14 protein-coding genes and 1 pseudogene are annotated in these 16,710 nt (G+C 64.8%); 11 read left to right on the top strand and 4 right to left on the bottom strand.

The window, feature by feature from the left end:
- Positions 1–416 precede the first annotated feature (416 nt).
- The 8 genes from H3O04_RS25530 (at position 417) to H3O04_RS25565 (ending at position 9,676) form a co-directional block, all read left to right on the top strand.
- Positions 417–1,436, top strand: coding sequence for a DNA-binding protein (locus H3O04_RS25530; protein WP_011547696.1), 1,020 nt, complete (start codon positions 417–419; stop codon positions 1,434–1,436).
- 169 nt (positions 1,437–1,605) lie between these two features.
- Positions 1,606–2,226 carry a TetR/AcrR family transcriptional regulator gene (locus tag H3O04_RS25535; protein WP_011547695.1) on the top strand — a complete coding sequence of 207 codons (621 nt, stop codon included), beginning with the start codon at positions 1,606–1,608 and terminating at the stop codon, positions 2,224–2,226.
- Positions 2,227–2,474: 248 nt separating this feature from the next.
- A complete protein-coding gene (locus H3O04_RS25540; RefSeq protein WP_011547694.1) occupies positions 2,475–3,533 on the top strand; it encodes an NADP-dependent oxidoreductase in 1,059 nt (352 codons plus the stop codon).
- Positions 3,534–3,625: 92 nt separating this feature from the next.
- Positions 3,626–3,925, top strand: coding sequence for a putative quinol monooxygenase (locus tag H3O04_RS25545; RefSeq protein WP_011547693.1), 300 nt, complete (start codon positions 3,626–3,628; stop codon positions 3,923–3,925).
- Positions 3,926–4,075: 150 nt separating this feature from the next.
- The gene (locus H3O04_RS25550; RefSeq protein WP_006479019.1) at positions 4,076–4,531 is read left to right on the top strand and encodes a (2Fe-2S)-binding protein; all 456 of its coding nucleotides are present in this window, start codon (positions 4,076–4,078) and stop codon (positions 4,529–4,531) included.
- Between the two features lies 1 nt (position 4,532).
- Entirely contained in the window at positions 4,533–6,752 is a 2,220-nt protein-coding gene (locus tag H3O04_RS25555; protein ID WP_202588695.1) for a xanthine dehydrogenase family protein molybdopterin-binding subunit, read from the top strand.
- A gap of 15 nt (positions 6,753–6,767) precedes the next feature.
- On the top strand, positions 6,768–8,072 hold the full coding sequence (locus H3O04_RS25560; RefSeq protein WP_202588696.1) for a c-type cytochrome: 1,305 nt from the start codon (positions 6,768–6,770) through the stop codon (positions 8,070–8,072).
- Positions 8,073–8,230: 158 nt separating this feature from the next.
- Positions 8,231–9,676, top strand: a complete 1,446-nt coding sequence (locus tag H3O04_RS25565; RefSeq protein WP_202588697.1) for an NAD-dependent succinate-semialdehyde dehydrogenase — start codon at positions 8,231–8,233, stop codon at positions 9,674–9,676.
- 179 nt (positions 9,677–9,855) lie between these two features.
- On the opposite strand, the gene H3O04_RS25570 is transcribed toward H3O04_RS25565, so the two are convergent.
- Together H3O04_RS25570 and H3O04_RS25575 are read right to left on the bottom strand one after the other, a co-directional pair.
- The gene (locus H3O04_RS25570; RefSeq protein ID WP_202588698.1) at positions 9,856–10,866 is read right to left on the bottom strand and encodes a patatin-like phospholipase family protein; all 1,011 of its coding nucleotides are present in this window, start codon (positions 10,864–10,866) and stop codon (positions 9,856–9,858) included.
- A gap of 137 nt (positions 10,867–11,003) precedes the next feature.
- Positions 11,004–11,624 carry a hypothetical protein gene (locus H3O04_RS25575; protein WP_237666419.1) on the bottom strand — a complete coding sequence of 207 codons (621 nt, stop codon included), beginning with the start codon at positions 11,622–11,624 and terminating at the stop codon, positions 11,004–11,006.
- A 645-nt stretch (positions 11,625–12,269) separates the two neighbouring features.
- Between H3O04_RS25575 and H3O04_RS25580 the strand changes: the two genes are divergently transcribed.
- A complete protein-coding gene (locus H3O04_RS25580) occupies positions 12,270–12,848 on the top strand; it encodes a DUF4337 domain-containing protein (protein ID WP_202588699.1) in 579 nt (192 codons plus the stop codon).
- A gap of 99 nt (positions 12,849–12,947) precedes the next feature.
- Here the strand turns inward: H3O04_RS25580 and H3O04_RS25585 are convergent.
- Positions 12,948–13,543 (bottom strand): annotated as a pseudogene (locus tag H3O04_RS25585) (plasmid pRiA4b ORF-3 family protein).
- 286 nt (positions 13,544–13,829) lie between these two features.
- Between H3O04_RS25585 and H3O04_RS25590 the strand changes: the two are divergent.
- Positions 13,830–14,723 (top strand): GIY-YIG nuclease family protein, encoded by an 894-nt coding sequence (locus H3O04_RS25590; RefSeq protein ID WP_202588700.1) that lies wholly within the window; start codon positions 13,830–13,832, stop codon positions 14,721–14,723.
- A gap of 127 nt (positions 14,724–14,850) precedes the next feature.
- On the opposite strand, the gene H3O04_RS25595 is transcribed toward H3O04_RS25590, so the two are convergent.
- Complete coding sequence (locus H3O04_RS25595) at positions 14,851–15,660, bottom strand: hypothetical protein (RefSeq protein ID WP_237666420.1); 810 nt, start codon at positions 15,658–15,660, stop codon at positions 14,851–14,853.
- 363 nt (positions 15,661–16,023) lie between these two features.
- Between H3O04_RS25595 and H3O04_RS25600 the strand changes: the two genes are divergently transcribed.
- Positions 16,024–16,470 (top strand): VOC family protein, encoded by a 447-nt coding sequence (locus H3O04_RS25600; protein WP_006479008.1) that lies wholly within the window; start codon positions 16,024–16,026, stop codon positions 16,468–16,470.
- The last annotated feature ends 240 nt before the right edge of the window (positions 16,471–16,710 follow it).

Here is a 16,710-nt window from a genome sequence, read left to right on the forward strand (position 1 = left end):
ATCCAGCCGTTATCCCACCGTTCGGCAATCCCGTCGCCAAAGCCGCCGCGGGCAACGCACCCTGCGTGATCTGGCCGGCCGCGTCGCATGCGACGGCGTGCGCATCACCCGCACCACCAGGTATTCGCCAGCGCCGGCCATCCGTTTTTCCATCGTTGCCCCGGCCAAGCAAAGCAAAGTGGCTCGCTTCGAATCGCGCAATGTTGACGTTTTTCGAGGCGGTTGCAGCGGCGTTGTTGCTCGGCACCAAGCTGGGCGAAGGCGAGGCGGCCAACAGCACAGGGCGAAGGGCCGATATCAGACCGGGAATCTTTTATCTCGACATTATAGAAATAATGTCAAATTCAATTATTCGATTGATTGGATATTTGACGGTTTACGTTATATTATTTACGGAATTTCCCTCAGAGCCCGCCATGTCCGATCTCGCCGCCGACGAATCCCGCCTGACCGCCGAAATCGAGCGTCTCAAGGCCGACTTTCCGAAAACGCGCGAGCTGTACCGCGAAGCCTGCGCACTGCTGTTCTTCCGCTTCGGCATCACGCCGACGGCGAATCGCCTGTACCAGCTCGTTCGCAAGGGCAGCATGAGCACGCCGACGGCTGTCCTCGGCGAGTTCTGGGCCGAGCTGCGGGAAAAGAGCCGGGTGCGCATCGAGCATCCGGACCTGCCGGCCGATCTGCAGGCAGCGGCCGGCGAACTGGTCGCGGCGCTGTGGAATCGGTCGAGTACCGACGCGGCCGCAGCACTCGATGCGCTGCGCGCGGAAGTCGAGGCCGAGCGGGCGGCGGCGCAAGCGGAAGTCGCGACGCTGCAGGCCGAACTGGCCCGCACCGAAACCGCGCTGGAGCAACGCACGGCCGCGCTGCTGGCCGCGCAGGTTCGCATTCAGGAACTCGAGCAGGCGAGGGCGGCGGACGATGCCTCTCACCAAGCGCTAAAAGCGGAGATCGAACGCCTGAAGGCCGACAACGCGGAGGGCGACCGCGCGCTCGCCGAGGCCCGCGCGGATTTCACCACCCAGCTCGACCGGTTGCGCGACGACGCGGGCCGCGCCGAGGAGCGCCTGCGCGCATCGGAGAAGCGGGCGCTTCAGGAAATCGACCGCGAGCGGCTCGCGGCCGCGCGCTTGCAAAAGGAACTCGACGCGGCGACATCGCGCGCGGAACAGCGCGATGCGCAGCAGCGGAAGGACACGGCCGCGCTACAGGCCCAACTCGGCGACGCGCTGCATCGCTGCGGCGTGCTCCAGGGGCAGCTCGATGGCGCACTGGCGACCGACGCGGCGCGCAGCCGCGAACTTGAGGCGCTGAGGCGCGAGATGGCGGCGCTCATGCGCCGGCCACCGTTGCGCGGCGTCAAGACCGTCCCGGCCGCCGAACGCAGCGAGCGGAGGGCGCGGACGAGAAAGCGTGCCGACGAAGCGCCGCGCTGACAACGAAACCGAGTCGCCGATATGACGCGCCGCACGCAGCCGGCACGAGCAGGCGAGAGCCGCGCCGACCAGGCATTGGGCGCGCGACGGGGATCGGGTAAAGTGCCGCTCAACATGCCGGTTCGACGTTACTAGACGACCGGTCTAATCGTTGCTACCATACGCCATCATGAATGCATCTTCAGGCGCCGAAGTCCGCCAGCACATCCTGAACATCGCGAAGCCGATCATGCTCCACAAGGGGTTTTCGGCGGTCGGTCTGAACGAGATTCTCGCCGCGGCGGGCATCCCGAAGGGCTCGTTCTATCATTACTTCGGCTCGAAAGAGGCATTCGGCGAAGCGCTGCTCGAATCGTATTTCGAAGGCTATCTCGCGCATCTCGACAACCTGCTCAAGCAGCAGGCCGGCACGGGCGCCGAGCGCCTGATGACGTACTGGGGCAACTGGCTGCACACGCAATGCGCGGACGATCCGGAAGGCAAGTGCCTCGCGGTGAAGCTCGGCGCGGAAGTGTCGGATCTGTCGGAAGCGATGCGCGCGGTACTGCGGCGCGGCACTAGCCAGATCATCGAGCGGCTCGCCGGCGGCATCGAGGCGGGGCTCGCCGACGGTTCGCTGAGCGGCGTCGACGATCCGTCGTACACCGCCGCGATCCTGTACGAGCTGTGGCTGGGCGCGACGCTGCTGGAGAAGATTCACCGCGACCGCAAACCGCTCGAAAGGGCGATGGCCGAAACGCGGCGCATGCTGAACCTGCCGCCGGCCGCGCATGACGGAGCACAGTCGTAATCCGGGCGCGCAGGGGCGCGCCTTGTTTTTACCCCAACTCTAGACGACTGGTCTACTCAATCATTCATGACGAACGCTTCAAGCCGAACGCTTCACACCGCGTTACGCTGTCCCGATCGTTCCAACCGCCTGCTTGCGACCGCACCGGCCCGCCCGCCGATGCCGCCGCGGGCGCGCACTTCCTGCTGGTCCATCCCTGATCCGATCGTGCCCACGACGCACGTTCATTCCTGTTGACGGAGGCTCACATGCCGCAAAGCAAGACCGCAAACCGCCAGATCGTCCTGAATTCGCGCCCGGTCGGCGCACCGACACCGGACAACTTCCGCGCCGAAACCGCTGACGTGCCGGTCCCCGGCCCTGGTCAGGTGCTGCTGCGCACCGTCTGGTTGTCGCTCGACCCGTACATGCGCGGCCGGATGAGCGATGCGCCGTCCTATGCGCCGCCGGCCGAACTGGGCCAGCCGATGGTCGGCGGCACGGTCAGCCGCGTGGTGTCGTCGAACCTGCCGGCGTTTCGCGAAGGCGATCTCGTCGTCGCCGGGGCCGGCTGGCAGGACTACGCGCTGTCCGACGGGCGCGACCTGATCCCGCTCGGCCGCGACTTCGCGCACCCGTCGTACGCGCTCGGCGTGCTCGGCATGCCGGGCTTCACCGCGTACACGGGACTGCTGAAGATCGGCGAACCGAAGGCCGGTGAAACCGTGGTCGTCGCGGCCGCGAGCGGCGCAGTCGGCGCGGTGGTCGGCCAGATCGCCAAGCTGAAGGGTTGCCGCGTGGTCGGCGTCGCGGGCGGCGCCGACAAGTGCGCATACGTGACCGGCACACTCGGCTTCGACGCATGCGTCGACCACCACGACCCGGCGTTTGCCGCGAAGCTGAAGGACGCGTGCCCGAACGGCATCGACGTCTATTTCGAGAACGTCGGCGGCGCCGTGTTCGACGCGGTATGGCCGCTGCTGAACGACCATGCGCGCGTGCCCGTCTGCGGCATCATTGCGCATTACAACGATGCGGCCTACGACGACAAGGCGCTGTCGACCGGCCGTGACCGCGTGCCGGCGTTGATGGGCGCGATCCTGCGTAAGCGTATCCGCGTGCAGGGTTTCATCATTCTCGATCACTATGCAACCGGCTATGCGCCGTTCCTGAAGGACATGAGCGAGTGGGTCGCGCAGGGCAAGGTGAAGACGCTCGAGGACGTCGTTCCCGACCTCGCCGACGCGCCGCAAGCGCTGATCGGCTTGCTCGCCGGCAAGAATTTCGGCAAGGTCGTCGTGCGTGTCGGCCCGGACGAGCTGGCCTGATCCCGCCGCTCGACGACATACGACCGTTGCACGCTGGCGTCGCACGACGCCGGCTTGTGGCATGCTCGTTTCCGTTTTCAAAGGAGTGAAAAATGGCGCTTCACGTGATTGCTTCGCTGTTCCTGAAACCCGAACACGCGCAGGCTGCCGAGGCCGAGCTGCGCAGCATGGTCGCCAAGACGCGCACCGAACCGGGCAACCGGCGCTACGACCTGTTCCGCGAGCAGGACGGTTCGCCGAATCTGCATCTGTACGAGATCTACGACGACCAGGCGGCGTTCGACGCGCACCTCGCGAGCCCGTATTTCGGCGAGTTCCGCACGAAGTCGGCCGACTGGTTCACCGCACCGCCGCTCATCAAGGTGCTGGCGGGCATCGACGTGGCCGAGTAACGACACAGCACGCAACACCACCGCCGCGGCTCGCCCGCACCCGGGCCGCGCGGCACCCGTTGCGCACGACGCAACGGCGATGACGACGACCCCATGACGCAGCGCGCGTCGTTCGCGCCGCTCCCCCAATACAACGGCCCCGGAGGCTGAATGATCACCCTCAACATCAACGGCGAAACCCGCTCGGTCGACGCCCCCGACGACATGCCCTTGCTCTGGGTGCTGCGCGACGTCGTCGGCCTGACCGGCACCAAGTTCGGCTGCGGGATCGCGCAATGCGGCGCGTGCACCGTGCATCTCGACGGCGTGGCCGCGCGTTCGTGCGTGCTGCCGGTCGCCGCCGTCGCGGGCCGCAAGATCACGACGATCGAAGCCGTCGGCGCGACGCCGGCCGGCCACAAGGTCCAGCAGGCCTGGCGCGAGCTCGACGTCGTCCAGTGCGGTTACTGCCAGTCGGGGCAGGTGATGGCCGCCACCGCGCTGATCGCGTCGAACCCGAACCCGAGCGACGCCGACATCGACGCGGCCATGGCCGGCAACATCTGCCGCTGCGGCACCTACCACCGGATTCGCGCGGCCGTCAAACAAGCCGCGAAGGAGGCCTGACATGTCGCGAGGACTGATCGAAGCAGGTCGGGCCGGCGCGGGCGTGTCGCGCCGTTCGTTTCTGAAACTCGGCATGTCGCTCGGCGCCGCAGCCGGCGGCGGCTTGCTGCTCGGCTTCAGCCTGCCGGCGGCGGGCGACGATACGCGCCGCTCGGTGATCGGCGGTGACGCAGCCGAACCCGCGCAGCCCGGCGTATTCGCGCCGAACGCATTCGTGCAGATCGACCGCGCCGGCAAGGTCACGCTGGTGATGCCGAAGGTCGAGATGGGGCAGGGCGTCTATACGGCGCTGCCGATGCTGATCGCGGAAGAACTCGAAGTGCCGCTGTCGAGCGTGACGCTCGATCATGCGCCGCCGAACGAGAAGCTGTTCCTCGATCCGCTGCTCGGCGGCCAGCTCACCGGCGGCTCGACGTCGGTACGCTACGCGTGGGACCCGCTGCGCCAGGCGGGCGCCACCGCGCGCACGCTGCTGGTCTCGGCGGCCGCGAAGCAATGGAACGTCGATCCGGCGAGCTGCCGCGCGGCGAACGGCGAAGTGCAGCATCCGCCGAGCGGCCGGCGCGCATCGTATGGCCAGCTGGCCGACGCCGCGGCGAAGCTGCCGGTGCCGAAGGACGTCGTGCTGAAGAAGCCGGCGGATTTCAAGCTGATCGGCACGCCCGCGAAGCGCCTCGATTCGCCGGAGAAGGTCGACGGCACCGCGCAGTTCGGGCTCGACGTGCGCCTGCCCGGCATGCTGTACGCGGTGATCGTGAACAGCCCGGTGTTCGGCGGCACGGTCGCGAGCGTCGACGACACGGCCGCGAGGAAGATCCCCGGCGTGCGCCAGATCGTGCGCGTCGACAACGCGGTCGCGGTAGTCGGCGATCACACGTGGGCCGCGAAGCGCGGCGCGTCGGCGCTCGTCGTGAAGTGGAACGAAGGCGCGGGCGCGAAGGTGTCGACCAAGGACCTGTTCGCGGATCTCGCGCAGGCGGCGGCGAACGGCAAGGGCGCGGTCGCACGCAAGGAAGGCGACGTCGGCAAGGCGTTCGCGAACGCGAAGACGCGCATCGACGCCGTCTACGAACAGCCGCTGCTCGCCCACGCGACGATGGAGCCGGTGAACTGCACGGTGCACGTGCGTGGCGACGGCTGCGAGATCTGGGTCGGCACGCAAGTGCCGACCCGCGCACGCGACACGGCGCAGCAATTGACCGGACTGTCGCCGGACAAGATCGTCGTGCACAACCATCTGCTCGGCGGCGGATTCGGCCGACGGCTCGAGACCGACATGATCGGCCAGGCCGTGAAGGTCGGCAAACAGGTCAACGCACCGGTGAAGGTGATCTGGACGCGCGAGGAAGACGTCCAGCACGACATGTACCGGCCGTGCTACCACGACGCGATCTCGGCTGGCCTCGACGCGAACGGCAAGCCGGTCGCGTGGCAGCACCGGATCGTCGGCTCGTCGATCCTCGCGCGCTTCGCGCCGCCCGCGGTCAAGGACGGCGTCGATCCCGACGCGGTCGAGGTCGCGGCCGAACTGCCTTACGACCTGCCGAACCAGCTGGTCGACTACGTGCGCCAGGAGCCGCGCCACGTGCCCACCGCGTTCTGGCGCGGCGTCGGGCCGACGCGCAGCACGTTCGTCGTCGAAAGCTTCATCGACGAACTGGCCGCGCAGACCAAGACCGACCCGGTGCAGTACCGCCGCGCGCTGCTCGACAAGACGCCGCGCGCCCGCAACGTGCTCGACGTCGCGACGAAGGCGGCCGGCTGGGGCACATCGCTGCCGAAGGGGCAAGGGCGCGGCGTGTCGGTGATGCACGCGTTCGGCAGCTTCTTCTCGATCGTCATCGACGTCGCGGTGGACGGCGGCGAGGTGCAGGTCAAGCGCGCCGTGTGCGCGGTCGATTGCGGGATGTACGTCAATCCGAACACGATCGAGGCGCAGGTGCAGGGCGGCATCATCTTCGGGATCACGGGCGCGCTGTACGGCGAGATCACGATCGAGGACGGCCGCGTCGTGCAGACCAACTTCAACGACTACCGGATGATGCGAATCAACGAGGTGCCCCCGATCGAAGTCCATCTGGTGAAGAGCGGCGAGGCGCCGGGCGGGATCGGCGAGCCGGGCACGGCCGCGACCGCGGCGGCGCTGTCGAACGCGATCTTCGCGGCCACCGGCACGCGGCTGCGCAAGCTGCCGGTCGGCAACCAGCTGAAAACGGCCTGAGGGGAGGGGACAACCATGCGATATCTCACCCTGAACCTGAACACGCTCCGCGCGTGGCTGTTCGCGCTATCCGCTCTGGTGATCGGCACGGCTGCGCATGCCGCGCAGACGGCGCCCGCCGACAGCGCGCTCGTCGCCCGCGGCGCGTATCTGGCGAAAGCCGGCGACTGCGTCGCGTGCCACACCGCGCCGCGCGGCACGCCGTTCGCGGGCGGCCTGAAGATGGTCACGCCGATGGGCGCGATCTACACGACCAACATCACGCCCGACCCGGAGACGGGCATCGGCGGCTATACCGAAGCGGATTTCGCCAGCGCGTTGCGCAAGGGCGTCGCGAAGGACGGTCATAACCTGTATCCGGCGATGCCGTATCCGTCGTACGCGAAGCTGAAGGACGACGACGTGAAGGCGCTGTATGCGTACTTCATGCACGGCGTCGAACCGGTGAAGCAGGCGAACCGGCCGTCCGACATCCCGTGGCCGCTCAACATGCGCTGGCCGCTCGCGTTGTGGAACGCGGTGTTCCTCGACACGACGCCTTACGCGGACAAGCCGGCCAAGGACGCGATGTGGAACCGCGGCGCGTATCTCGTGCAGGGGCTCGGGCACTGCGGTTCGTGCCACACGCCGCGCGGTGTCGGCTTCCAGGAGAAGGCACTCGACGAAAGCGGCGCGGCGTTCCTGTCCGGCGCCGCGATCGACAACTGGTTCGCGTCGAACCTGACCGGCGAGCACAACACCGGGCTCGGCCGCTGGAACGAGGCGGACGTCGCGCAGTTCCTGAAGACCGGCGCGAATCAGCACGCGACCGCGTTCGGCTCGATGGTGAGCGTGATCAACCACAGCACGCAGGAACTGACCGACGACGATCTGGCTTCCATCTCGCGCTACCTGAAGTCGCTGCCGGCGACAGGCGGCACGGGCGCACCGCCGTACCGCTATGATCCGAAGGCGACGCAGGTCGCGCTGGGCCGGCCGGCAGCCGATCCGGGCGCGAAGGTGTATAACGCTTACTGCCTGCATTGCCACGGGGTGGACGGCCGCGGTTATGCGCCGCTGCTCGCGCCGCTCGCCGGCAATCCGAACGTGCTCGAGGCCGATGCGTCGTCGCTGATCAACGTGACGCTGAACGGCAGCGACACGCTCGTGATCGGTGGCGTGCCGTCCGCGTATCCGATGCCGGCGTTCTCGAACCAGTTGAACGACCAGCAGGTCGCCGACGTGCTGACGTTCATGCGCGCGGGCTGGAACAACGGCGCGCCGGCCGTGCAGGCGGCGGACGTCGCGAAACTCCGCAAGGCGACGGCGGCCGCGCGCTGAGCGCGGTGCGCTGCAAAACGACGGCGGGCCGACGTGCCTGCCGTCGACGCCGCCGGGCGCGTGCCTGCCCCGGCGGCGTGGTTTTTCTGTTTCTGTCAACCGGCGTGCGGCCGTTCGCGGCAGCGCGCGTTTTATCGACGCAATGTAGGGGTGTCTGGATGGCTAACGTGACTTATACGGATACGCAACTGCTGATCGACGGCGAGTGGGTCGACGCCGCGAGCGGCAAGACGATCGACGTCGTGAACCCGGCGACCGGCAAGCCGATCGGCAAGGTGGCCCACGCGGGTATCGCCGATCTCGACCGTGCGCTCGCCGCCGCGCAACGCGGCTTCGAGGCATGGCGCAAGGTGCCCGCGCACGAACGCGCGGCGACGATGCGCAAGGCGGCCGCGCTGGTGCGCGAACGCGCCGACACGATCGCGCAGTTGATGACGCAGGAGCAGGGCAAGCCGCTCACCGAAGCGCGCGTCGAAGTGCTGTCGGCGGCCGACATCATCGAATGGTTCGCGGACGAAGGCCGCCGCGTGTACGGCCGGATCGTGCCGCCGCGCAACCTCGGTGCGCAGCAGACGGTCGTGAAGGAGCCGGTCGGCCCCGTCGCGGCATTCACGCCGTGGAATTTCCCGGTCAACCAGGTCGTGCGCAAGCTGAGCGCCGCGCTCGCGACCGGCTGTTCGTTCCTCGTGAAGGCGCCGGAAGAAACGCCCGCATCGCCCGCCGCGCTGCTGCGCGCGTTCGTCGACGCAGGCGTGCCGGCCGGCGTGATCGGCCTCGTGTTCGGCGATCCGGCTGAAATCTCGTCGTACCTGATTCCGCACCCGGTGATCCGCAAGGTCACGTTCACCGGTTCGACGCCGGTCGGCAAGCAACTGGCCGCGCTCGCGGGCCAGCACATGAAGCGCGCGACGATGGAACTGGGCGGCCACGCCCCGGTGATCGTCGCCGAGGATGCGGACGTCGCGCTCGCGGTGAAGGCCGCCGGCGGGGCGAAATTCCGCAACGCGGGCCAGGTCTGCATTTCGCCGACGCGCTTTCTCGTGCACAACAGCATCCGCGACGAATTCACCCGGGCGCTCGTCAAGCATGCCGAAGGGCTGAAGGTCGGCAACGGCCTCGAGGAAGGCACGACGCTCGGCGCGCTCGCGAACCCGCGGCGCCTGACCGCGATGGCGTCGGTCGTCGACAACGCGCGCAAGGTCGGCGCGAGCATCGAGACCGGCGGCGAGCGGATCGGCGCGGAAGGCAACTTCTTCGCGCCGACCGTGATCGCGAACGTGCCGCTCGAAGCGGACGTGTTCAACAACGAGCCGTTCGGCCCGGTCGCGGCGATTCGCGGCTTCGACAAGCTCGAGGATGCGATCGCCGAGGCGAACCGTCTGCCGTTCGGTCTGGCCGGCTACGCGTTCACGCGTTCGTTCGCGAACGTGCATCTGCTGACGCAGCGCCTCGAAGTCGGGATGCTGTGGATCAACCAGCCGGCCACGCCGTGGCCGGAAATGCCGTTCGGCGGCGTGAAGGATTCGGGCTACGGGTCGGAAGGCGGCCCGGAAGCGCTGGAGCCGTATCTCGTCACGAAGTCGGTGACGGTGATGGCCGTCTGAGAGTGGCCTTGATGGCCTGATGGCCGGTTGGCCGCGTGCGTGCCGCCATTTGCGCGGTACACACGCGGCTGGCCTTGCCGAGCGTCGGGCGTTCTGCCCGGCCTCGTTGTTTCCGATTCGTTCGCCGTCGGCACCTGCAGCGCCTGGTGCTCACGAAAGCCCGGCTATCGACGTTGCGATCAGCGCCAGAATTGCTCCACCCACTGGCAAACACGTTGCCACTCGGCGGTCCTCATGTACGCCTGGGTTTCCTTCTCCAGTTCCGGCACCTTGCGCCAGTCGTCCAGTGCGATGGATTGACCGAGCACGAAATTTCCGCGCTGGTAATGGGTGTTCAGTATCTGCCCGGCCTGTTGTGCGGCGATCGCCGCCGTCGTATCCATCGTCAGCCCGAGCAGGGCTGCCGCCGGTACGCGCCCGCTTTCGAGCGGCCACAGCCATTTCGAAACGCCCCAGGTCAACGGGTTGCCGACGGCGTCCGGGGCAATGCCCACGGGGCTGGTGCCGGTGCCGAGCGACAACAGGCGCACGTCGTCCAGACTGCCTGCGCGACGGCTCGCCAGCGCCTCGGCAATGGCGGACACGGAAGGATTGTTGGCAAACACGCCGCCATCGGCGAAATAGCCAAGCCCGGCGATTTCGTACGGCGGGAAATACGTCGGCGCAGCCGACGTGGCAAGTGCGGCGTCGAACAGGCTGACGTTACGGTAGGCGTTGCCGTTTCCGTTGGAGAAGGTGCACGGAGCCCAGCTCCTGGTGGGCGGATCCCACAGGCGCGCCGAGTTGATTGCGACGAAGCGGGACAGATCGGCCAGCTTGCCGCTGCCGACCAGCGACTTGGCGATCTCCTGTAGCCCGGTGTTGACATACTGGCACTGGAACACGCCCGGGCCAGCCAGGACCGTGCCTTGTTCGAGTGCTTGCGGGTGCTGTTCGAGCGCTTGCCTTTGCGCCAGCCACGCCCCGTTTTCCCGAAAGATCACCGGGCCCTTCGTCCTGTAGATATCGACGATCTCGGAAATGGATACGCCCCGGGCGAGCCCCAGAGCGATCAGGCCGCCCGTGGATGTGCCGGCAAAGCCGTCGGCGCTCGCGATGATCCGGCTGCGCCGGTCGAGGTCCTGGATGAGCAGAGCGGTGATCAATCCCCGGATACCGCCGCCATCGCAACTGAGAATCTTGAAGGTCATTGCGTTTCCTTTTTGATCGTGGGATGAATGCGAATGGCGCAACCCGGCGGGCATCCCGCCCGTGTCGCCGGGGGATGCGCCGCTTCCTGCGCCGTGTCGCCGCCGGAAATTCAGGCCGGCGGGCGAAGCGTCGTGCGTTATTGCTCGTCGAACCTCACATCGAGCACGGTGTAGGCATCCCACGCATACAAATACGCGTTGTCCTTGGAATAGAGCGACAGTTTCTGGTGGTTGAAATCGGAAATCAAAATCGAGCCCTGACGCGTCCATCCGCGCGCGCCTATCCAGTTATAGAAACCCACGTAGGCGTTATTGCTGACGGACATATATCGGCTGGTGCCGAGGATCCGATAATACGTCACGCCGTTATAAGGGTACTGTTCGAGCGTCAACGCTTTCGCGGCGGAATCGACGAGAACGGCCCATTCGCCGCTGTTTTGGCCAAGCCAGCCCAACTGCACACCGTCGTGATAGAGCGCCATTTTGAATGTATCGACCTCGATGGCAGAAACAGGGGCAGTGTTGGCGAATTCCGCAAAGGTCCCGTGTGGCTGATTTTCAATCGGATTGAGACTCATTTTTTTCACCTTGAAGAGGTTGGATGCTTCCCCGTGCCTTCGAGAACAGCGCCATGCGCTTCGGACGCATGGCGCGCCGGCATCGTCAAAGGCCGCGATTCCGGCGAATTCGGTGGTGCTCCAATCCGGCTGGACGATGGCAGATCGACCATGATGGCGCCGGATAACGCCAGCAGTCACGGCCGAGACGGCGGGACATGCCGGAGCATTGGCATTATCGAATGCCAGGCATTCAATTTCCTTCTATTGGGGTGATTGTCTCGAGTGTCGCCGCTGTATTTTCGATTGACTTGGCACCAGTGATTTATAGGAAATTAAATGACGGATGACAAGGTTGGCGGAAGAGGTGAATTTAATCGAAATTAAAACAATACCGATCGAATTGCATATATTTGAAACATTCGAACCTGTCCGGCCATCATGGATGGTTTCGCATGCGTCGGATGGCAGGGATGGCGGCAGAGGCGGTGACGCATTTCCGCTTTAACGAGTGTGAGCCGACGTGGGGCATTTGCTCGTTCCCTCAGCCGCGCGGGAATGACCCGCTGGGGAAACGAAACACGAAATCAACGGCCAGATATGTCGTGGCCATTTGGCCGCCGTGTAGAAGCCTGTGTCAGGTGCTCAAGTGCTCTGGTGCGCGGCGATCGTACGCCGCCGCCGGACGCGTTGCGATCGAGCGTCTGCGTGCGCCCTTTGGAACGACACTGGCGATCCGTGAATCCGGAGTGCCCGCTTATTTTGTTGGCCTTGCCAAATTCGTTTAACGTTAGCCAAACGGCCGGCCGGCGACAAATTCATTCAACTTTTGCGGGTTTGCTACGAATGTCTGAAGAATACGAAGTTCATGGCCCTCACGACCATGCGGTGGAACATCACGAGTCTCATGGGGGCGATCCAGGTACGTCGCGCATTGCAGTGCTGACGGCCGTGCTTGCGTGCTTCGGCGCAATATCTGCCTATCAGAGCGGTGCCGACGAGAGCCTCGCGCTGCTCTACAAGAATGACGCCGCAATCCGGAAAACCGAGGCGGCGAACCAGTGGGCCTACTACCAGGCGAAGGGTGACAAGCAGAATCTTGCCGAACTCGGTGCGGCGTTGAGCCCGGAGGCATCGCCGCAGAGAAAGCGGTTCGAGTCGGATGCAGCGAGATACCGCGCCGACAAGGAACCGATCCGGGCACGCGCGGAGGCGCTCGAAAAGGAAGTCGAGAAGAACAACGCGGCGAGCGAGGAGCGGATGCACCGACACCATCGATGGTCGCAGGCGACGACCGTCATCCAGATCTCGATCGCGCTGGCCGCTATCACGATCCTCACGCGGCGATCATGGATGCAGGGGCTGTCGATCGGCGTGGCCGCGATCGGCATCGTGGTGGCGGGGTTGGCGTTCTTTGGGGTTTGATGGGCTGAGAGACCGTCAGGGTCCAGTCGTATCGATACAGACTAGCGGTTATGATTTTACATAACGTGAATTATCGATGATTTATGACCGCAGTCTGAGTCATCGATTGCCCCAACGGTTCGAAGCCATACGCAACAGCGCTGCATTGGCAGCCCGCAAGTCGAACAATTCCGCGTCGAAGCCGGGGCCGATCCAGTTTCGGTAACGTTCTGCCTTTTCACTGTCGGGCTCGCTGGATAGCGTATTCAGGAATGTCTGATAGCCCGACGGACCACCAACGTCCTCCGGCGGACAAGCACGGGCGCCACCAATGACTTGGGCTTCACCCCACGGTGGCTCTCGATAGCTTCCATCTTCTCGACGACGACGGTGTGATACCAACCGTCCCCGAAGTCGTATCGATAGACGAAGCGGGAACCCAGACTCCCGACCGACTGCAGACGAATCTTCCGATCGTCCGCTGTCGTACGGGGATCAGCGAAGTCCGCCACGTCATCGACTTCGAACATGGCGTAGGTCATGCCGTCAATCAGAAAGTCGTGGAGATGAGCGTCCTCCCATCCGAAAGCTGCTTGCAGAATGTGATGCAGCTTGCGCAGCGATTCAGTTCCTTCGACTTCGATTCGACGCCAGATGGGTGGATCGATGTTCTGAAGCTCCACCTTGAGGGTGAAGCGCTGAAACGATTTTGGCATTGGGTCTCCGGAGAACGGGACTCCGCACTATTATCGCTCGTGGATGATTGGCGAGCACCAGCTTGGGAGCGAGCAACTCAACATTGCTCGATGCCGCGTCAATCGAACGCGCAACCAGCACGCTTGGCGTTACCCTGTCTCGCCGCACCATCAACACGCACCTCGCCATTATTGACGATGCCATCGAACGACGGAAGCACATTCGTCACTGAGCATCAGTGCAATACACCATGCTTCCCCTGACTGTTTCGTTGCGTCACCCCCGCGCTCTCCTATCGCCGAACCAATGAGTCTCCTGTATATCCTTGTCAACAAAAAGCAATCTGCGTTCAAGATCGGCATTAGCCACCACCCGCATTCCCGTGCAAAAACGCTCCCGGTTGAGATCGACACGGAAAGAAGTTGCGAAATCGAAATCCGTGACGGCAATGCGCTCAAGGCCGAACGGGTGTTGCAATATCTCTTCCGGCATTGGCGTTATGACATGCCTCGAGGTGACGGCTATACGGAGTGGTTCCGGATAGACGCGCTCGCAGAGGTGATGTCATTCGCACGAGCTCACGCAGACAAACTCGGCATCGGACATATCCGCCAGCTCAAGGTACCCGATCGCCCCACTTCTCCCGGCCGCGCTCTACTTCGCGAGACCCGCGAAGCTCGGACACACCGCCGCGCACGCGAGCGCGCTGAACGCCTGGAACGCGCGAAAGCGCACAATCAGCGAGTGCTGGAGTGGTACAGAAATGCCTTTATAGAGATGAAAAAAAACAATGCCATCGCCGGACTGATTCGCCCACGTCCTGATGATCCGTATGGCGATGGATACCTCTACCTCCAAGGCGCCCAGCGAAATCATTGGGCTGAGATACTGCTCGATAACCGTGAAGGGCTCAACCGAGCAATCGGAAGCGGTGTTTCCGTCATCTTTCCGGGGTGTTATTGCGACGGGGACTATCCGCTCGTCGAAATCAATGTGAACAGAAACTATCTTGCCGAAGACGAGGACGCGCGAATATGGGATGCTCGCCTGCCGGGTGCGGCGGCCATTCGGTACTTGGTTAGCAGGTATGCGAGCGACATTGGTACGCAGGACGACATCGACCTTCGCGAATGCCATGCCGACCTGGCGAGCCTGCGAAAGGATTTCTGGGATCGATTCAATAAAGGAGAGGCACCCTGAACGAGTATCGGCACTGGCGAGCGGATCACGATGACGATGCGAGAGCTGGACCGATTCAAGCTCATTCAGGACATGGTGGACGCCAAGCCCAAACCCTGTCGACCGTCCGGGCCTAGCGATCTCCGTTTCAGCACGGAACCCTTCCCCCCACACCATTGCCCATCATCGTGCACCAGCGCTGCGTGTCTTGTTGCAGTGTCGGATACGGTAGCCCGGTCCGCGGATCGATCGAATCCAGCGGATTCGGTCCCGGCGGATGGTTCGCCGCGTGCATCGCGGCGTTCTCCGCCATCTGTCTCGCGTTCGCCGCGTTCTGTCGAGCGAGGTCCGCCTTCTGCGCGTCGTCCACCTTCTTCGTCATGGTCACCAGCCGCGCGAACCGCGGATCGCGAACATCCTGCAGCGGCGGCAAAGGCGGTGCGAATGGCATGAAAAGCAACGGCCCGTCATATCTCGGCACCGCCAGTTTCGACGGCTTGCCGAAGTCCGCGGCCATGCTGATCTCCCACATGCCGGCATTCATGCCAAGCGCGTATTCGTAACGTCGGTTCACGTCCGCCAGGCTGAGCGGCCCGGACGACGCAGGCAACGGTTGCAGGGATGGCGGCAGCGTCTGCCGCGCGGCGGGATAGATCGTGCGAACCCAACTCACCGCGGCGAGCGAGTATTGATAGAGCACCGCGTCGTACTTTTCCAGCACCTCCGCTCGACTATAGTTGCCGGGATTCTGGAAAATGGGCTTGTACGCCGCGAGGGTCTGGTAGTACCGCTCGTTCGCATTTCGCTGCTCCGCAACGAACTGCTGCTGGGGGTCGACTGGCGCAGATGAAGACATCGCAGCGCAGCCGGACAGCAGACTGACGACGAAGGCAATGCCGGCCGTCGTTCGAGACACCGACCGGATGGGACGCAAGATAGGAGGCATCGGAAACGCCATGGAGACTCGACAGGTTTTCATGAATCGGCGCGCGGCCGACAACGCCGCGGCATGCGCCGCGCTCGCCCTATTCTGCCCCGCTCCATATCGCGGCAGGTGGAGTTGCGTCTGATCGTGGTGGATTCCAGTCTCGGGATTTCGTCCCATCGCAGTGCGTGCCGCTTGACGCCGCGGCCAGTCGCCGACCGGTTTGCGCGCCGATCGCCGATGCCCGTCGATCGAAACCGGCCTTGCGCCCACTACCCGATTCGTTTGTAGAATCGACGTGGGTTCGCCGTTCACGACACGGTACAAGACATGATCCTCACCGGCCGCCCCGCCGGATGCCGGTAGGATCGACCACACCACCCACCGGAGGGCACCATGGCGATTCACGAAGTCTTTCCGTATCTGCGCGCCAAAAGCGCGGAGGACGCCATCGCGTTCTATGCGAAGGCATTCGGCGCGCAGGAGAAATTCCGGCTCGTCGAGCCGTCGGGGCGCATCGGCCACGCCGAATTGCAGCTCGGGCCGTGCACGCTGATGATCTCGGACGAGTTCCCGGAATACGACCTGTTCGCACTCGACCCGGACGGCAACGCGCCGATGGTGCTCCATCTTCATGTCGACGACGCCGATGCGACGATCGCCGCCGCCGTCGCGGCCGGCGCGCACGTGACGCGCGCACTCCAGGACCAGTTCTACGGCGAGCGCTCGGGCAGGATCCGCGATCCGTTCGGTTACGATTGGCTGATCGGGCATACGATCGAAACGGTCGAACCCGACGAAATGCAGCGGCGTTACACGGCGCTGATGTCCGGCAATCAGTAAGCAGTCCGGACGGCGTCTCCCGATCGATCACCCCGCTATTCGCGATGCACTACCACCCCGACGACGTCAGCCGGCTTTTCGTCGGTGTTCCAACACTGCAGTTGAACCGCGCCGCGCCGGCCGAACGGTTTCTCGCCGCCGCCGTCGAATCCGGCGTCGAGCTCCGGCCGCGTTGCCGCGCGTCGTCGTCCGGCTGAGACCGTGGCACTCGCCGGAAGCGCTCGAGGCGAGTGTGAATGC

The sequence above is a fragment of the Burkholderia sp. KCJ3K979 genome, from assembly GCF_016759955.1.
Taxonomy (GTDB): domain Bacteria; phylum Pseudomonadota; class Gammaproteobacteria; order Burkholderiales; family Burkholderiaceae; genus Burkholderia; species Burkholderia orbicola.